The 16,810-nt window shown below is 69.2% G+C and carries 19 protein-coding genes and 1 riboswitch; of the genes, 3 read left to right on the top strand and 16 right to left on the bottom strand.

Features of this window, described 5'->3' with window-relative positions:
* Positions 1-4 precede the first annotated feature (4 nt).
* The 6 genes from ABL312_RS00600 to kynU form a co-directional block, all read right to left on the bottom strand.
* Complete coding sequence (locus ABL312_RS00600; RefSeq protein WP_349359432.1) at positions 5-877, bottom strand: branched-chain amino acid ABC transporter permease; 873 nt, start codon at positions 875-877, stop codon at positions 5-7.
* 5 nt (positions 878-882) lie between these two features.
* On the bottom strand, positions 883-1,602 hold the full coding sequence (locus tag ABL312_RS00595) for an ABC transporter ATP-binding protein (RefSeq protein ID WP_349359431.1): 720 nt from the start codon (positions 1,600-1,602) through the stop codon (positions 883-885).
* A complete protein-coding gene (locus ABL312_RS00590; protein WP_349361309.1) occupies positions 1,599-2,369 on the bottom strand; it encodes an ABC transporter ATP-binding protein in 771 nt (256 codons plus the stop codon). Before ABL312_RS00590 ends, ABL312_RS00595 begins: the two co-directional genes overlap by 4 nt.
* Positions 2,370-2,459: 90 nt before the next feature.
* Entirely contained in the window at positions 2,460-3,107 is a 648-nt protein-coding gene (kynB, locus tag ABL312_RS00585) for an arylformamidase (protein ID WP_349359430.1), read from the bottom strand.
* 49 nt (positions 3,108-3,156) lie between these two features.
* Positions 3,157-4,023 (bottom strand): tryptophan 2,3-dioxygenase, encoded by an 867-nt coding sequence (gene kynA / locus ABL312_RS00580; protein ID WP_349359429.1) that lies wholly within the window; start codon positions 4,021-4,023, stop codon positions 3,157-3,159.
* Entirely contained in the window at positions 4,020-5,282 is a 1,263-nt protein-coding gene (kynU, locus tag ABL312_RS00575) for a kynureninase (protein WP_349359428.1), read from the bottom strand. Before kynU ends, kynA begins: the two co-directional genes overlap by 4 nt.
* Before the next feature lie 151 nt (positions 5,283-5,433).
* Between kynU and ABL312_RS00570 the strand changes: the two genes are divergently transcribed.
* Positions 5,434-6,174: a GntR family transcriptional regulator gene (locus ABL312_RS00570; RefSeq protein ID WP_349359427.1), complete on the top strand. Its 741-nt coding sequence runs from the start codon at positions 5,434-5,436 to the stop codon at positions 6,172-6,174.
* A gap of 142 nt (positions 6,175-6,316) precedes the next feature.
* Complete coding sequence (locus tag ABL312_RS00565; protein ID WP_349359426.1) at positions 6,317-7,711, top strand: L-serine ammonia-lyase; 1,395 nt, start codon at positions 6,317-6,319, stop codon at positions 7,709-7,711.
* 35 nt (positions 7,712-7,746) lie between these two features.
* Here the strand turns inward: ABL312_RS00565 and ABL312_RS00560 are convergent, their stop codons facing one another.
* Positions 7,747-9,090, bottom strand: coding sequence for an SAF domain-containing protein (locus ABL312_RS00560; RefSeq protein WP_349359425.1), 1,344 nt, complete (start codon positions 9,088-9,090; stop codon positions 7,747-7,749).
* A 95-nt stretch (positions 9,091-9,185) separates the two neighbouring features.
* On the opposite strand from ABL312_RS00560, the gene ABL312_RS00555 reads away from it, so the two are divergent.
* Positions 9,186-9,878 carry a thiamine diphosphokinase gene (locus ABL312_RS00555; RefSeq protein WP_349359424.1) on the top strand — a complete coding sequence of 231 codons (693 nt, stop codon included), beginning with the start codon at positions 9,186-9,188 and terminating at the stop codon, positions 9,876-9,878.
* A gap of 10 nt (positions 9,879-9,888) precedes the next feature.
* Here the strand turns inward: ABL312_RS00555 and ABL312_RS00550 are convergent, their stop codons facing one another.
* The 9 genes from ABL312_RS00550 to thiD are packed head-to-tail and all read right to left on the bottom strand — an operon-like array spanning position 9,889 to position 16,558.
* Positions 9,889-10,665: an ABC transporter permease gene (locus tag ABL312_RS00550; RefSeq protein ID WP_349359423.1), complete on the bottom strand. Its 777-nt coding sequence runs from the start codon at positions 10,663-10,665 to the stop codon at positions 9,889-9,891.
* Positions 10,662-11,396 (bottom strand): ATP-binding cassette domain-containing protein, encoded by a 735-nt coding sequence (locus ABL312_RS00545; RefSeq protein WP_349359422.1) that lies wholly within the window; start codon positions 11,394-11,396, stop codon positions 10,662-10,664. The genes ABL312_RS00550 and ABL312_RS00545 overlap by 4 nt, the downstream gene beginning before the upstream one ends.
* Before the next feature lie 11 nt (positions 11,397-11,407).
* Complete coding sequence (gene tenA, locus ABL312_RS00540; RefSeq protein WP_374730193.1) at positions 11,408-12,121, bottom strand: thiaminase II; 714 nt, start codon at positions 12,119-12,121, stop codon at positions 11,408-11,410.
* 20 nt (positions 12,122-12,141) lie between these two features.
* On the bottom strand, positions 12,142-13,104 hold the full coding sequence (locus tag ABL312_RS00535) for an ABC transporter substrate-binding protein (protein WP_349359420.1): 963 nt from the start codon (positions 13,102-13,104) through the stop codon (positions 12,142-12,144).
* A 2-nt stretch (positions 13,105-13,106) separates the two neighbouring features.
* Positions 13,107-13,745, bottom strand: a complete 639-nt coding sequence (locus tag ABL312_RS00530) for a thiamine phosphate synthase (RefSeq protein WP_349359419.1) — start codon at positions 13,743-13,745, stop codon at positions 13,107-13,109.
* Positions 13,742-14,515 carry a thiazole synthase gene (locus ABL312_RS00525; protein ID WP_349359418.1) on the bottom strand — a complete coding sequence of 258 codons (774 nt, stop codon included), beginning with the start codon at positions 14,513-14,515 and terminating at the stop codon, positions 13,742-13,744. Before ABL312_RS00525 ends, ABL312_RS00530 begins: the two co-directional genes overlap by 4 nt.
* 3 nt (positions 14,516-14,518) lie before the next feature.
* Positions 14,519-14,716, bottom strand: a complete 198-nt coding sequence (gene thiS, locus ABL312_RS00520; RefSeq protein ID WP_349359417.1) for a sulfur carrier protein ThiS — start codon at positions 14,714-14,716, stop codon at positions 14,519-14,521.
* The gene (thiO, locus tag ABL312_RS00515) at positions 14,685-15,695 is read right to left on the bottom strand and encodes a glycine oxidase ThiO (RefSeq protein WP_349359416.1); all 1,011 of its coding nucleotides are present in this window, start codon (positions 15,693-15,695) and stop codon (positions 14,685-14,687) included. Before thiO ends, thiS begins: the two co-directional genes overlap by 32 nt.
* Positions 15,692-16,558 (bottom strand): bifunctional hydroxymethylpyrimidine kinase/phosphomethylpyrimidine kinase, encoded by an 867-nt coding sequence (gene thiD / locus ABL312_RS00510; RefSeq protein ID WP_349359415.1) that lies wholly within the window; start codon positions 16,556-16,558, stop codon positions 15,692-15,694. Before thiD ends, thiO begins: the two co-directional genes overlap by 4 nt.
* A gap of 120 nt (positions 16,559-16,678) precedes the next feature.
* A riboswitch (TPP riboswitch) is annotated at positions 16,679-16,780 on the bottom strand.
* Positions 16,781-16,810: the final 30 nt, after the last annotated feature.

Below are 16,810 nucleotides of genomic sequence, written 5' to 3'. Positions count from 1 at the left end.
TCCCTTACAGAACCTTGCCGCGCAGCAGCCCCGTGGGGCGCACCAGCAGCATGACGAGCAGGATCGCGAAGGCGGTCGCCGCCTTGTATTCGGACGGCAGGATCAGCGTCGACATCTCCTCCGCGATGCCGACGATCAGCCCGCCGATCACCGCGCCCTCGACCCGGCCGACGCCGCCCAGGATCGCGGCCGCGAACATCGGCAGCAGCATGGTCCAGCCCATCATCGAGCGCAGCTCGTAGTTGAGCCCGAGGAACACGCCGGCCGCCGCGCACAGCCCGCCGACGATCACCCAGGTCAGCATCACGACCTTCTTGTTGTCGACGCCCGACAGCAGCGCCAGGTCGGGATTGTCCGACATGGCGCGCATCGCCTTGCCCCACTTGCTGCGCTGCAGGAAGAGATAGAGCGCGGCGACGATGCCGATCATCGCCGCGACGGTGACGATCTCGCGATCGCGCAGGCGCAGGCCCCACCAGTTCTCCGCCCTTGCGATGCCGCCGGTGTAGGTCTCCGCATCGACGCCCCAGACCACCTGCACCACGGAGCGCACCATCAGCGCAACGCCGAGCGAGGCCATCACGGTGATGATCTTCGGCCGTTCGCGCAGATACTCGTAGAAGGCCTTGTCGAGCACGACGGCGGTCGCCGCGGTGAGCACCATCGCGATCGGCAGCGCCACATAGGGTGACACCCCGCCGAGCGTCACCGCGCCGAGCGCCAGGAAGGCCCCGAGGGTCGCCAGGTCGCCATGCGCGAGATGCGCGTAGCGCAGGATCGCGAAGACCAGCGTGATGCCGACGGCGCCGAGCGCGTAGATCGATCCGACCACGATCCCCGGCACCACGTAGAAGTTGATGATTTCCATCGCGCCCATCGCGCTCACCCTCCGAGGAACATGTCGGCGACGTCGCGGTCGGCCAGAAGCTCGGCGCCCGTGCCCTCGTGCCGGTTGGCGCCGGAGGCCAGCACATAGCCGCGGTCGGCGAAGGCGAGCGCCTGCTTGGCGTGCTGTTCGACGAGCAGGATGGTCACGCCGGTGTCGCGCACGTCGCGGCAGATCTGGAAGATCTGCTCCATGTATTTCGGCGACAGGCCGGCGGTCGGCTCGTCCAGGAGCAGGAGCGTCGGCTCCAGCATCAGCGCGCGCCCCATGGCGACCATCTGCCGCTGCCCGCCCGAGAGATTGCCGGCGAGCGCCTTGCGCCGCTCCTTGAGATCGGGAAACAGCGTGTAGACCCGGTCGTAGGCGGCGGAAAGATCGCCGGAGCGCAGGAAGGCGCCCATTTCCAGGTTCTCGTGCACCGTCATTTCACGGAACACATTGCTGACCTGCGGCACGTAGCACACGCCCGCCTCGACGATGCGGTTGGGCGCCATGCCGGTGATGTCGGTGCCGGCGACCTCGATGCGCCCGCCGCGGATCTTCAGGAGGCCGAAGATCGCTTTCATCGCGGTCGACTTGCCGGCGCCGTTGGGGCCGACGATCACCACGATCTCCTTTTCCGCCGCGCGCAGCGAGACGCCCTGCAGGATGTTGGCGTCGCCATAGCCGCCGACGAGATCGGTCATGACGAGAATGTCGTTCGCGGGTCGTGTCATGCGGCATCTCCGACCACTTCGCCGAGATAGGCTTCGAGCACCCGCGGGTCGGAGCGCACCGTCTGGAAATCGCCTTCGATCAGCACGCGCCCCTCGGCCATGCAGATGACGGGATCGCAGAGCTTCTCGATCATTTCCATGTCGTGTTCGATCAGCACGAAGGTGTAGCCGCGCTCCTTGTTGAGGATCGCGATCTTCTCCTCCAGCTTGCGCAACAGCGTCCGGTTGACGCCGGCGGCCGGCTCGTCGAGGAGCACCAGCTTCGCGTCCGTCATCATGGTGCGGCCGAGTTCCAGAAGCTTCTTCTGCCCGCCCGACAGATTGCCCGCGCGCTCATGCGCGAGGTGGGTGAGCTCGAGGAAGGCGAGCGTCTCCTCGGCCCTTGCGCGCACCTGCGCCTCGCGCTCGCGCACCCGGCCGTAGGCGAACCAGTTGGCGAACAGCCCCTCGCCGGCCTGACCCGGCGGCACGGTCATCAGGTTTTCCAGCGCGGTGAGGCGGTGAAACTCATGCGGGATCTGGAAGGTGCGCACCAGACCGCGATGGAACCGCTTGTCCGTCGGCAATTTGGTGATGTCCTTGCCGAGATAGCGAATCCTGCCGGCACTCGGAGGAAAGGCACCGGCGATCAGATTGAACAGCGTGGTCTTGCCCGCTCCGTTCGGACCGATGAGGCCGGTGATGGTGCCCTCGTCGACGGTGAACGAACACCCGTCGACGGCGCGAAACCCGCCGTAGTTCATGACGAGGTCGTCGACCTCCAGCATGTGCGTTTGCACGCCCATCCGCTCCCTCGCAAGGTTTGGCGGTCCGTTCGTGCGGCCGCCTTGTGGTTGTCGCCCCTCTGCGCCGCCGCCTCAGGACGCACACGTCCGGAGAACCGCGCGCACCGGCGCTGCGTCAAGTCCTTCTAGCTTCAATGGCGGCGCGATCAACTCATAATCCCCAAATTCCGCAAGGGTCAGCGCCAGATTCTCCAGAATCCGCATGTCATGACGACGGACTGCCATATGGGCGGGCAGATCCTTGGAGGTCTCGGGATCGACCGAGGGCACGTCGACGCCGATCAGCCGCACGCCGCGCGCTGCGAGCAGCTCCACCGTCTCGGGCGCGAGCGCGCGAAACCCTTTCGGCCAGCGTTTCGGGTCGAGACCGTCGGCCAGGCGGATGAGAATACGCGGCGGCGCGCCGTCGAGCCGGTCTTCGATGTCCTGCGGAAAACAGAGAGGCCCGTCGCCGCGCCCGTCGATCAGCCGCGCCGGGCCGATGTAATCCTCGAGCGCGAGCCGGTCGATGGAGGCGCCGGCGGGATCGTAATGCAGGGGCGCGTCGGCATGGGCGCCGCAGTGGGTCGACAACGAAACACTGGTGACATTGACCGGACAGCCGGGGCCGATCTTGAAGGTCTCGCGCACCTCATAGGGCGCATCGCCCGGAAAGACCGCCATGCCGGGCGTCAGCGCCGGCGTGATGTCGATCAGGCGGGGGGCGTTCGGTCGAGACATGGCGCGGGCTCCTCCCTCTCGCGCGGCATGCGGCATCAAGGGCGCGGCGCTACAGGTCGGCGCGAATGTCCCACAATTCCGGAAACAGCACCACGTCGAGCATGCGGCGCAGATACTGCACGCCGGACGTACCACCCGTTCCCCGCTTGAAGCCGATCACCCGCTCCACCGTGGTCACGTGATTGAAGCGCCAGCGGCGGAAATAATCCTCGAAGTCGACGAGCTTCTCCGCGAGATCGTAGAGATGCCAATGGGCGCGGGGGTCGCGGTAGACCTCCAGCCAGGCGCGATGAACGCTGTCGTTCTTCTGATAGGGAAGTGCATGATCACGGGCCAGATGATCGGCGTCGATCGCGAAGCCGGAGCGCGCCAGCAGCCGGATCGCCTCGTCGTAGATGCTGGTTTCCCGGCGCATCTGGTCAAGCCAGTGATGCAGGCGCGGGACATGGGCGTGGGGCCTGAGCATCGCCGCGTTCTTGTTGCCGGCGAGAAACTCGATCGCCCGGTACTGATGCGACTGGAAGCCCGACGACTGGCCGAGATCCTCGCGAAAGTCGGTGTATTCGGACGGTGTCATGGTGCGCAGCACCTGCCAGGCGCCGGTCAGCTGCTCGAAGATGCGCGCCACGCGCGTCAGCATCTTGAAGGCCGGCGGCAGATCGTCGGCGGCAATGCGCGCCTTGGCCTCGACCAGTTCATGGATGATCTGCTTCATCCACAGTTCCGACGTCTGATGCTGGATGATGAACAGCATCTCGTCATGAGCGTCCGACATCGGATTCTGCGATGTCAGGATGCGGTTGAGGCACAGATAGTCGCCATAGGACATGCGTCCGTCGAATTCCATCTGCGCGCCGTCCTGCGACGGATCGTAGGGCGACAGAACGCGCTCTTTCCTCGTTGTCTCGTCGCTCATGTCACCTTCGCCCGCTTGTGAAACTCCGGCCGGTCCCAGGACCGCGTCGTCACGATATCCTCCAGGATGTCGCAGGCGGCCAGCACATCGCCATGCGACAGGTAGAGCGGCGTGAAGCCGAAACGCACGATGTCGGGGGCGCGGAAGTCGCCGATCACGCCGCGCGCGATCAGCGCCTGCATCAGCGCGTACCCCTCGTCGAAGCGGAAGGACACCTGGCTGCCGCGCGCCGCCGGATCGCGCGGGCTGGCAAGCTCCAGGTCGGGACAGCGGCGCTCGATCTCGGTTCGGAACAGCTCCGACAAGCTTTGCGACTTGGCCCGCACGACGGCCATGTCGACCCCATCGAAGGCGTCGAGCGCGGCATCGAGCGCCGACAGCGACAGGATCGGCGGCGTGCCGACGCGCATGCGCCCGACGCCCGCGTCGGGGCGGAAATCGAGGTCGAAGGCGAAGGGCGCCTCATGGCCCATCCAGCCGGTCAGCGGCGGGGTCACCGCGCCCTGATGCTCCGGCGCGACGTAGAGAAACGCCGGCGCGCCCGGGCCGCCGTTCAGATACTTGTAGCCGCAGCCGACGGCGAAATCGGCCTTCGCGCCCGAAAGATCGACGGGAATCGCGCCGGCGGAATGGGCGAGATCCCAGACCGTCAGCGCGCCGACCGCATGGGCGCGGGCCGTCAGGCCGGCCATGTCGTGCAGGCGGCCGGTCTTGTAGTCGACCTCGGTCAGCATCATCACCGCGACGCTCTCGTCAAGCGCGTCGGCGACATCCTCCGGGGCCACCACCTTCAGCTCGTGGCCGCGGCCGAGCAGGTCGCGCAGACCCTGCGCCATGTAGAGATCGGTCGGGAAGTTGCCGGTATCCGACAGGATCACCTTGCGCTCGGGCCGCAGGGCCAGCGCCGCGGCGAGCACCTTGAACACATTGATCGAGGTGTTGTCGCAGGCGGTCACCGTGCCGGGCGCGGCGCCGATCAGGCGCGCGATCCGGTCGCCGACCTTTTGCGGCAGATCGATCCAGCCGTGCGTGTTCCACGCGCGGATCAGGCTCGTGCCCCATTCGCTCGCCACCACCTCCGACAGACGCGCCGGCACCGCCCTCGGCAACACGCCGAGCGAATTGCCGTCGAGATAGATCACGCCCTCGGGGATCGAGAAGAGGTCGCGCCTGGCGGCCAGCGGATCGTCGGCATCGCGCGCCGCGGCGCGGTCCTTCAACGTGGAGTCGGGGGTCTGTGACGCGGTGATCGTGGGCATGTCTGTCTGTCCCTTGCGGAGCGGGCGGGACAGGGACCGCCCGCACGCCATCGTCGGTTGCAGATGCAACGGTAGCAAGCTGGACGCCGGCCCTCAAGAATTATATATAATCTTTGATATCATATTTTCGAATGGCGACCGACCGAGCGACATGGCGAAGATCGACGAAGCCTATCACCGGCTGAAGGCCGACATTCTGGCGGCACGGCTTGCGCCGGACACGCCGCTCGCCGTTTCCATGCTGACCCGGCGCACGGGGCTCGGGTGGACCCCGCTGCGCGAGGCCTTGTCGCGACTGGAGGCGGAAGGGCTCGTCGTGTCGTCGCCCAACAGGGGCTACCGGGTGGCGCCCGTGTCCTTCGACAGCCTGCGCGATCTGCAGGTGGCGCGGCAAACGGTGGAGGATGCGCTGCTGGTCCGCTCGGTGGAGACCGGCGACACGGACTGGGAGGGCCGGCTCGTCGCGGCCCATCACGCGCTGTCGCGCGCGCCCGTGCCCCGACCCGACCGGGCGACGGAGGATCTGGTGCTGTGGGAGACCCGCCACGACGCCTTTCACGCCGCGCTGCTGTCGGCCGGCGACAGCGCCACCCTCACCCGCTTTCATGGGCAGATCAGCGATCAGCTGCGCCGCCATCACCGGCACATGCTGGTCGATCCCGCGCTGCAGAGCGCCATGGACGCGACGGCGCGCACCACCTTCGACCGCCTGCTGTCGCGCATGCTGGGGCTCGCCCATCACACGCGGCTGATGGACGCCGCGCTCGCCCGCGATCTGGAGGGCGCGCGAGCGCTCTTGCGCGAGCACATCGGCTTCTCCAGCGCGGTCTATGCGTTCCTGCGCGAGCTGGGTGCCGGCGAGGCCACCGCGGCTGCCCCGGCGCGGCGCTGAAATCCGACAGGCATTTTCCCGATTGCGTCATTGCTGCACTGCGTTGATGACGCGCGTTCGATCAGCCGCCATGGTAGCGGCGATCCGCGCCCTCATCGGCAACAGACAGGGGGGGTGGGCGCGGCGACCAGGGAGGGTTTGCGTGTTCATTTCCGTGTTCGACATCTTCAAGATCGGGGTCGGTCCGTCCTCGTCGCACACGATGGGACCGATGGTGGCGGCCGGCCGGTTTCTGGACAGGCTGCGCGACCGGGAGCTCAGCCCCGCGCGCTTCGCCGTTTCGCTGCACGGCTCGCTGGCCTTCACCGGCAAGGGGCATGCGAGCGACCGCGCGATCTGCCTCGGGCTCGCCGGCCACGCCCCCGCGACCCTCGATCCCGATTGCGTCGAGGACGAAATGGCCCGGCTCGCCCGCGACAAGACCGTGACCGTCGCCGGCCTCGGCCGGGTCGCCTTCGATCCCGACACGGATCTCGTCTTCGACTACGGACCGCCCCTGCCCGGCCATGCCAATGGCATGATCTTCACCGCGCGGGACGCGCGCGGCACCGTTCTCTTCGAGGACACGCTCTATTCGATCGGCGGCGGCTTCGTGGTCACGGCCGCCGAACTCGACGCGCAGGACGACCTGATGCCGGCGAGTGGCGACGCGGAGGTGCCCTATCCTTTCGCCACGGCGAAGGAGATGCTGGCGATGGGCGCGGCGAGCGGCCTGACGATCGCCGACATGAAGCGGGCGAACGAGGACGCGCGCGCCGGGACCGGCGGGGCGGGGGCCGATCTGGACGAGCGGCTCGACGCGATCTGGTCGGCGATGGATGCCTGCCTGCAGCGCGGGTTGACCCGCGACGGCGAATTGCCGGGCGGGCTCAAGGTCAGGCGCCGCGCGCGCCAGATCCACGACAAGCTCACCGGGGAAGCCGGCAAGAACCGGCCTTTCCAGCACACGGTGATGGACTGGCTCGGCGTCTATGCCATGGCGGTGAACGAGGAGAACGCGGCCGGCGGCCGGCTCGTCACCGCGCCCACCAACGGCGCGGCCGGCGTGGTGCCGGCGGTGATGCGCTATTATCTCGACCATTGCCCGGACGGCTGCCGGGAGGGCATGCGCACGTTTTTGCTGGTGGCGGCCGCCATCGGCGGCATCATCAAGGCGAACGCCTCGATTTCGGGCGCGGAAGTCGGCTGCCAGGGCGAGGTCGGCTCGGCCTCGGCGATGGCGGCGGCGGGCCTGTGCGCCGCGCTCGGCGGCACCAACGAGCAGGTGGAGAACGCCGCCGAGATCGCGCTCGAGCACCATCTCGGCATGACCTGCGATCCGATCGGCGGGCTCGTGCAGGTGCCCTGCATCGAGCGCAACGCGCTCGGCGCGGTGAAGGCCGTGACCGCCGCCTCGCTGGCGCTGCGCGGCGACGGCACCCATTTCGTGCCGCTCGACAGCTGCATCGAGACCATGCGCCAGACCGGGCTCGACATGACCGACAAATACAAGGAGACCTCGCAGGGCGGTCTCGCGGTCAATGTCGTCGAATGCTGACCCGGCCTTGCTGACCCGCCCTTGAAGGATCCGGCTCACGCCGGCGGGAAAGCCGCCTCCATCTCGCGGCGGACCTTCACCGCCTCGTCGTCCGGATCGAGCGCCACGTCGTCCCATGTGAGCATCGCGCCCTCGGCCACATCGCGCACGAGCCGCACGTTGGCGGCAAGCCCCAGCGGCAGGCGCCCGGCCGCGAGCGAGGCGGCCGCCGGCTGCTGCTTGCCCCACACGCAGGCACCGCCCTCGCCGTCGAGCATCTCGCCGGCCTTGAGATCGCGCTTGGCGGTCGCCACCACATCGGCGACGAAGCCGCGTGGCGCGCCGGTCGGCTCGCGCCGCAGCACGGCCGAGGCCACCGACAGCCCCAGCTCCATGCCGATCATGTGGGTGGGCCGGTAGAGCGCGGCGAAGCGGCCCGTCTCGTCCTCCAGCATGTGATACTCGCGAAAGCACTGGCGGGCGTAGTCCGTCTCGCCCTCGATCACCACGAAGGTACCCATGGCGAGATGATGCGGCACGTCGGCGCCGGCGCGGGTGAGCGAGGACACCACTTCCGTCGTGCCCGACAGCGCCAGCGTGCCGCCGGCGTCCTTCGGCCGACACACGCGGGACAGTTCGAAACGGCTCGCCGGCGGGAAGGCGAGCCCGTCGGGTTGCGGCGCGAGCCCGGTCGCATTGCACACCGCCGTCATCTCGATGCCGGACTTGGTCCCGTCGAGAAAGGAGTTGAACATCTTCGGGTTGATGAGACCGCGGTCGGTGATGTCGAGATATTGCGTGAGCACGTCCCAGACCGTGTCCGGCGTGAGCTGGTGATAGGTCGGCAGATAGCGCGTGCCCTTGCCGGCGCAGACCACCGAGAACCCGCAGGCCCGCGCCCAGTCCACATGCTCGCAGATGAGCGCCGGCTGGTCGCCCCAGGCCAGCGAATAGACGACGCCGGCCCGCGCCGCGCGCCGGGCGAGCAGCGGCCCGGCGAGCACATCCGCCTCCACATTGACCATGATCACATGCTTGCCGGCGTCGATGATCGCGGTGCAGTGGCGGATGCCCACCGCCGGGTCGCCGGTCGCCTCGATCACCACCTCGATGCGGTCATCGCGCAGCACCGCGCCGAGATCGTCCGTCACATGGGTCTTGCCCGTTTCGAGCGCGGCGTCGAGCGTCGGGGCCTGCGCCTGTTCCTCCGGCCAGCCGCAGGTCGCAAGCGTCCCCTTGACCCGTCCCGGATCGAGATCGACGATCGCCGCCACATGCACGCCGCGCGTCAGCCGGGCCTGGGTCAGATACATGGAGCCGAACTTGCCGGCGCCGATCAGCGCGACGCGCACCGGCGTACTTGCTTCGGCCCGCGCGGCCAGCATGGTGGACAGGTTCATCGCGTTTCCTCCCTTTCGCCAACGCAGGATGCGCGACAAAACCTGTGTGATACAAGGAGGATATGGCTTCCTTCAGATCCCCACCCGAGAGGCGCATGACAGCTTCCCGCCCCTTCCTCATCCTGCTCGGCGGCGACCTTGCGCCGGGCGACCGGCTCCGCCGCCAGATCGCGGGCGCGCGCGTCATCGCCGCCGACGGCGGCATGCGCCATGCCGAAACGCTCGGCGTGACGCCGGAACTGTGGGTCGGCGATTTCGATTCCAGCGACGATCCGCTGCATGCGACCTGGGCGGAGGTGCCGCGACAGCCGCATCCCTTCGACAAGGACATGACCGACGGGGAACTGGCGGTCGAGGAAGCGCTGGCGCGCGGGGCCGACGCGCTCGTGCTCGCCGGCGCGCTCGGCGGCGCGCGCTCCGATCACGCCGTCCACAATCTGCTGCATGGCGCGGCGCTCGCCGCGCGCGGGCTTCCCGTGGTGATGACCAGCGGCACGGAGGAAGCCTGGCCGCTGGTCATCGGGCCTCAGCATTTCGATCTGCCGGCGGGCACGCTGTTCTCGGTGCTCGCCTTCACCGACCTCGCGGGGCTGACGCTCGAGGGCGTCGACTGGCCGCTCAGCGAGCGCGACGTGGCGCTCGGCCAGTCGCTGACGCTGTCGAACCGCGTCGCCGGCGACAATCACGCCGGGATCGACGTGACGCTGCGCGCCGGCACCGCCGTGCTGGTCGCCCGGCCGGGCGAGCGGAGCGAGGCCGTGCCGCACCGCCGCGATCCGAGATACTGACCGCGAGCGCTCAGGCGGTATCGGTGCTTTCGCGCGCCCAGCGCGCCATGCGCCGGGTGGAGACCGACACGGCGGCATAAAGCAGCACCGCGAAGGTCGCGAGCACGAAGAGCGTGGCGAACATCAGATCCGTCTTGGCCCGGCCGTTGGCGAGCAGCATCAGATAGCCGAGCCCCTTGGAGGCCCCGACCCATTCGCCGATCACCGCGCCGATGGGCGCATAGACCGCCGCCAGCCGCAGGCCCGACCCGAAGGCGGGCAAGGCCGCCGGCAGACGCAAAAAGAGAAGCGTGCGCGCCGGACGCGCGCCCATGGTCCTTGCAAGATCCAGCAGGCCCGGATCGGTGCGCCGCAGCCCGTCGTAGAAGGTCGAGACGACGGGGAAATAGATGATCAGCAGCGCCATGGCGATCTTCGACGCCATGCCGTAGCCGAACCACAGCGTCAAGAGCGGCGCCAGCGCAAAGACCGGCACCGCCTGGCTGAACACCATGATCGGCAGAAGCAGCCGGCGTGCACTCGCCGAGATCATCAGATGCAGCGCCGTCGCCGCGCCGAGGGCCGCCCCCAGCACGAGGCCGATCAGCACCTCGGCGATGGTGATCCAGGCGTGTCCCGCGATCAGCGCGGCATTGTCGATCAGACTGTCGGCGACGCGGGCCGGCCCCGGCAGGATGAAGGGCGGCACGCCGGTGATCCACACCACCGCCTGCCAGATCGCGAGCGCGAGCGCGGTCGCGACGAGACCGTCGCGGGTGCGTCGCAGGACATGCGGCCAGGCGCTCATGCCGGCTCTCCCTTCAGCGCCCGGAACAGGCGGACCTGCATCTCCATGGTTTCCGGCGCCTCGACCGGGCGCACGGGCGCGAGGTCCGGCGCGGGCACCTCCGCGAGCCCGGTCTCCGACAGGATGAAGATGCGATGGCCGAGCCGCACGGCCTCGGCCGGATCGTGGGTGACGAGCAGCACCGTGCGCCCCTCAAGCGTCTCGAAGGCGAGCTCCTGCATGTCGGCGCGCGTGCGCGCGTCGAGCGCGGCGAAGGGCTCGTCGAGCAGGACGACGGGCCGGTCCTCCATCAGCACGCGGGCAAGCGCCACGCGCTGGCGCATGCCGCCCGACAGGCTGGCTGGCGCCTTGTGAACGTCGTCGGTCAGACCGACGCGGGCGATCAGGCTTTGCGCGCGCGCCCGGTCGGCGGGCTCGCCGCGCAGCCGGCTGCCGAGCGTGACGTTGCCCATCACGTCGAGCCAGGGCGCCAGCAGATCGGTCTGCGCCATGAAGGCGACCCGGTTCGACACCGGCGCGCCATCGCTCGCCGTCATCTCCCCGTCGAAGGTGCCGCCCGTCTCAAGCCCCGCGAAGAGCCGCAGGATGGTCGACTTGCCGACGCCCGAAGGACCGAGCAGACACGTCCAGCGCGCGCCGTCGACGGGCAGGTCGAGCCCCGTGAAGAGCCGCCGGCCCGCATGGGCGAAGTCGCCGCAAAGCCGCAGCGACGGCGCCGGGGAGACTCTCACGCGCGTGTCCGTCACACATGCCCCCGCAAGCCCATCGACCAGAAGCCGACCTCCAGCCGCGTCGCGGCGCGGAAGCGCGCGCAGACCTTCGGCCAGCGCGGCGCGGCCTGCGGATCGGGGCCCAGCCGCGCGGCGGCCGCCGTTTCGATCAGCGTCCCCACCTTGGCGCACAGGTCCTGGTAGTCGTCGCCGGCATAGGTGTCGATCCAGGGCCGGTAGCGGGTGTCGGGCGCGGCCGTCCGCGCAAGACGCGCCCCGATCTCGCCGTAGCCGAGCACGCAAGGGGCAAGCGCCGCGATCAGATCGAGGAAATCGCCGGAGAGGCCCGCGTCGGTGACATAGCGGGTGTAGGCCATGTTCTCCGGCGCTTCCTCGGCGGCCAGAAGATCCGCTTCCGCAATGCCGGCCTTGCCGCAGATCTCCACATGCAGCGCCATTTCGGTGTTCATCAGCCCGTCGACGATGGCCGCCGCCAGCCGGGCTTCCTCGATGGTCTCCGATTTCACCACTCCGAGCGCCCAGGCCCGGGCGAAATGGAACAGGAAGATGTAGTCCTGCGTCAGATAATGCAGGAATGCCTTTTCCGGCAGCGTGCCGTCGCGCAATCCTTCGACGAAGGCATGATGCGTGTAGGCCGGCCACGCCTCGCCGGCGGCCGCGCGCCAGGCGGCGAAGACCGGCGAGCCGAAATCCGGGGCGGCGGGGGACGGCGTCGCGGCCGTCATGATATCCGTCACGGCCCCCGTCATGGCGCGGTCACGTCGATCGCGAGGTCGGACACCGGCACGATCTCCTCGATCAGCCCGTATTCCTTGAGGAAGGCCTGGTAGCGCACGTAGCGGCCGTGATCCAGCGCGGCCGGGCGCAACGCGAAGCGCGGGATCGTGTCGCCCCAGGCGCGCTCGTTGAGCTCGTCGCGCAGTTCCGGCGCGGTGTCCGCGTAGATCTCGTAGCTCGTGTCCGGGTGATTGACGATGTACTGCGTCGCCCGCTCCGTCGCCTCCAGGAAGCGGGCGATCTTGTCGGCGTCCATCGTGTCCGGGTTGGCGACATAGATCAGCTCGTCATAGGCCGGCATGCCCTCTTCCTCGATGAAGAAGCAGCGGCCCTTCACGCCCTCGATCTCCATCTGGTTCAGCTCGATGTTGCGATAGGCGCCGATCACCGCGTCGACCTGGCCGGACATGACGGAGGGCGCGAGCGACCAGTTGACGTTGACCATCTCGATGTCGTCGAGGGTCAGGTCGTGCTGGGCGAGCATCGCCTTGAGCAGCGCTTCCTCCACGCCGGCGACCGAATAGCCGACCGTGCGGCCCTTGAGATCGGCGACGCTTTTGATCGGCCCGTCGTCCTTGACCATCAGGCAGTTGAGCGGGGTGGCGATCAGCGTGCCGACGCGCTTCAGCGGCAGACCTTCGGCGACCTGGAGATGCAGCTGCGGCTGGTAGGAAATGGCGAGATCCGCCTTGCCGGCCGCGACGAGCTTCGGCGGCGCGGAAGGGTCGGCCGGCGCGACGATCTCGACGTCGAGCCCGGCCTCGGTGAAATAGCCGCGCTCCTGCGCCACGATGATCGGGCCGTGGTCCGGGTTGACGTACCAGTCGAGCAGCAGCGTCATCTTGTCGGCGGCGATCGCCGGGCGCGCGAGCGCCAGCGCCATCAGCGCGGCAAGGGCCAGAAGCGCGAAACGAAAGGAAGCGAAACGCATGGTCATGCCTTTCCTGTCTGGGAGTGCGGGGCGGCCGTGCGGGCCGGGTCGGTGGCCGCGATCCAGGCGCGGGTGCGCGCCTCAGGATCGGCGTTCAAGGTGATGTCGGTGACGACGGAAACGATGTCGGCGCCGGCTGCGAGCGCGCCGGGCGCGCGCTCCACGCTCATGCCACCGATGGCGACGAGCGGCAGATCGCCGACGCGCGCCTTCCACTCGGCGATCTTTTCAAGCCCCTGCGGCGCCCATTTCATGGCCTTGAGGATCGTCGGATAGACTGGGCCCAGCGCCACATAGTCGGGATCGGCGGCAAGGGCGGTGTCGAGTTCGGCGTCGTCATGGGTCGACAGCCCGAGGCCGAGACCGGCCTTGCGGATCGCCGCCACATCCGCCTCGGCCAGATCCTCCTGGCCGAGATGCACGAAGCGGCACTCCTCCTCGATCGCCAGGCGCCAATAGTCGTTGACGGCCAGCAGGCAGCCGTGCGCCCGCGTGATCGCCTCGGCGCGGGCGATCTCGGCGCGCAGTTCCGCCTCGGGCCGGTCCTTGATGCGCAGTTGGATCAGCTTCACGCCGAGCGGCACGAGGCGGGCGACCCAGTCGGCGCTGTCGACGATGGGGTAGAAGGGATCGAACCTCATTCGAGAAACGCCTTTCCGAGCACGGGAGTCGAGGGGGCCGCCATGTCGCGCGGCTCCAGCGGATCGGCGTCGAACGCCATGCGCCCGGCCTCCACGGCGCGGGCGAAGGCATCGGCCATCCTCGCCGGATCGCCGGCCTTGGCGACGGCGGTGTTGAGCAGCACCGCGTCGTAGCCGAGTTCCATCGCGGCCGCTGCATGCGACGGCACGCCGAGGCCCGCATCGACGATCAGCGGCAGATCGGGGAAATGCGCGCGCAAGGAGCGGAGGCCGTAGACGTTGTTGAGGCCGCGCGCCGAGCCGATGGGCGCGCCCCAAGGCATCAGCACCTCGCAGCCGGCCTCGACCAGCCGGCCGGCGACGCTCAGATCCTCCGTGCAATAGGGGAAGACCCGAAAGCCATCCTCAATAAGAATGCGCGCCGCCTCCACCAGCCCGAAGACATCCGGCTGCAGGGTCTCGGCATCGTTGATGACCTCGAGCTTGACCCAGGGCGTGGCGAAGACCTCGCGCGCCATATGCGCCGTGGTCACCGCCTCCTTCACCGTGTGGCACCCGGCGGTGTTGGGCAGCACGCGTACGCCGAGATCGCGGATCAGCCCCCAGAAATCCTGCCCCGCGCGTCCCGCACCCGATTCCCGGCGCAGCGACACGGTGACGATGTCGCAGCGCGCGGCGCGCACCGCCTCGGCCATCACCGCCGGCGAGGGATAGAGCGCGGTGCCGAGCAGCAGCCGGCTTTCGACCGTTTCGCCGTAGAGCGTCAGCATGGCTCAGCCTCCCTGCATGGGCGCGAGGATTTCGATGCGGTCGCCATCGGCGAGCCGCGTCTCGGCGCGCGCCTCGGCGGGCACGAAGTCGCCATTGACGGCGGTCGCGACGATGGCCTCGGCATAGCCGAGCAGATCGAGCGCCTCGGCGAGCGTGCCGGGCGCAATGTCATGCGGGGCACCGTTCACGATGAGGGACATGCAGAAACTCCGGTCGGGCATCGGGGGTGTCGAGAAGGCTCGCGGCCTGCGCGGCGAGCGCGGGCGCGAGCAGGAAGCCGTGGCGATAGGTGCCGTTGACGCGCAACACGCGGCCCTCGCGCAGCACGCGCGGCAGGTTGTCGGGAAAGGCGGGGCGCACGTCGACGCCGATCTCCAGCACCTCGGCTTCCGCGAAGGCGGGATGCAGCGCATAGGCCGCGCCCAGAAGCTCCAGCATGGCACGCGCGGTGATGCGCGTGCGCTCGTCGCTTTCCACCATGGTCGCGCCGACCATGAAGACGCCCTCCCCGCGCGGCACCACGTAAAGCGGGATGCGCGGATGCAGAAGCCGCACGGGCCGCGACAGCGCCACATCGGGGCTGCGGATCACAAGCATCTCGCCCTTCACGCCGCGCAGTTCCGCGATCTCGCCACGCGCGGCGAAACCGCGACAGTCGAGGACCGCATCGCCCGGCGCCTCGGCCGGATCGATTTCGGTCTCGGGCCGGATCGCGGCCCCCCGCTCGGTGAGCCGCGCGACCAGTCCGGCAAGTGCGGCGCGCGGGTCGACATGCCCTTCGCCGGCAAAGAACAGCCCCTGGCGGAAGCGCCCCGCGAGATCGGGTTCCAGTTCCGCGATGGCGTCCCCGTCGACCGGCGCATGCGCCTGCGTGCGCCTTGCGAAGCGGCGCAGATCCGCGCCGTCGCGCGGCTGCGCCAGCACGAGGCTCCCCTTGCGGGCGACCCCGTCGACCCGCGCCGCCCACCAGGCGAGCGCCTCGGCGCCGAGACGCACGACGGGTTCTTCCGCCGCCTCGCCCTCGCAAAAGGGGGCGAGCATGCCGCCGGCCCACCAGGAACAGGTCTGCGCTCCGCCGGGCGTGCCCCGGTCGAACAGCGTCACCTCGTGGCCGGCCTCCTGCAGCGCGGTGGCGCAGGCAAGCCCCGTGACGCCGCCGCCGATCACCGACACCTTCATGACACGGCCTCCCACAGACGATGGAAGTGGTGCACCGGCCCGTGGCCGGAGCCGACGTTCAGGCAATCCGCGCGGGCAATCGCCGCGTGCAGATAGGCATGGGCGCGCGTCACGGCCTCGGGCAGGTCTTGCCCCTTGGCGAGTTCGGCCGCGATCGCCGCCGACAGGGTGCACCCCGTTCCATGGGTGTTGCGGGTCTCGAGCCGCGCGGCGCTGAGGGCAAGCGGCTCGCCCTCGCCGGTCACCAGCAGATCGACGCAGGTCTCGCCGGCGCCATGGCCGCCCTTCATCAGGACAGCCGGGCCGAGGCGGGCGAGCGCGCGGCCCTGGCGTTCGGCGTCCTCAGCCGTTTCGGCCGGCGCTTCGCCGAGCAGGGCGGCGGCTTCCGGGAGGTTCGGCGTGATCAGCGTCGCGCGCGGCAGAAGCCGGTCGCGCAGCGCCGCGACGGCCGCCTCCTGAAGCAGGACCGCGCCCGATTTTGCGACGATCACCGGATCGACCACGACCGGCCCGCCATAGCCGTCGAGCGCCGCCACCACCGTGTCGACGATCTTCGGCGAGGACAGCATGCCGATCTTGATCGCGCCGACGTCGAGATCGTCGAGCACGGCCGCGATCTGCGCCGCGACGATTTCGTCGGGAATGTCATGGATGTGGGTGACGGCGCGCGTGTTCTGCGCCGTGATCGCGGTGAGCGCGCTGGCTCCATAGACGCCGAGCGCCGAAAACGCCTTGAGGTCGGCCTGAATCCCCGCGCCGCCGCCGCTGTCGGAGCCGGCGATGGTGAGCGCGATGGCCGGCACGGCCTTCGCGCGATCTCCCCCGGCGGTTCCCGCGCCGGTCTCCTGCGTCACACCGTGCATGCGTCCCTCGCTCGGCCGGCGGGAACGGGTTTCCCCGCGCCCGCGATACACTTCGGACGATCCGGGGGGAGCATGGCTTTCAGGAGAGCGACGACGGGAGGAGGCTCCCGCGCTGCGCGATCTGCGCGTCGATTCGTTCCCTACGCCGGCACGACCCGGATCAGGTTCAGTGGGTTGACGCGATTGCGCCTCTCAGCCCCGGGGGCACCCCAACGAATGTCTGTGCGAGGGAAGATAGGGACGCGGGCACGC

Source organism: Stappia sp. (genome assembly GCF_040110915.1).
In the GTDB taxonomy this organism is placed as follows: Bacteria; Pseudomonadota; Alphaproteobacteria; order Rhizobiales; family Stappiaceae; genus Stappia.
Note: the sequence above shows the minus strand (reverse complement) of the source record. Positions and strands in the feature narration are given on the sequence as shown.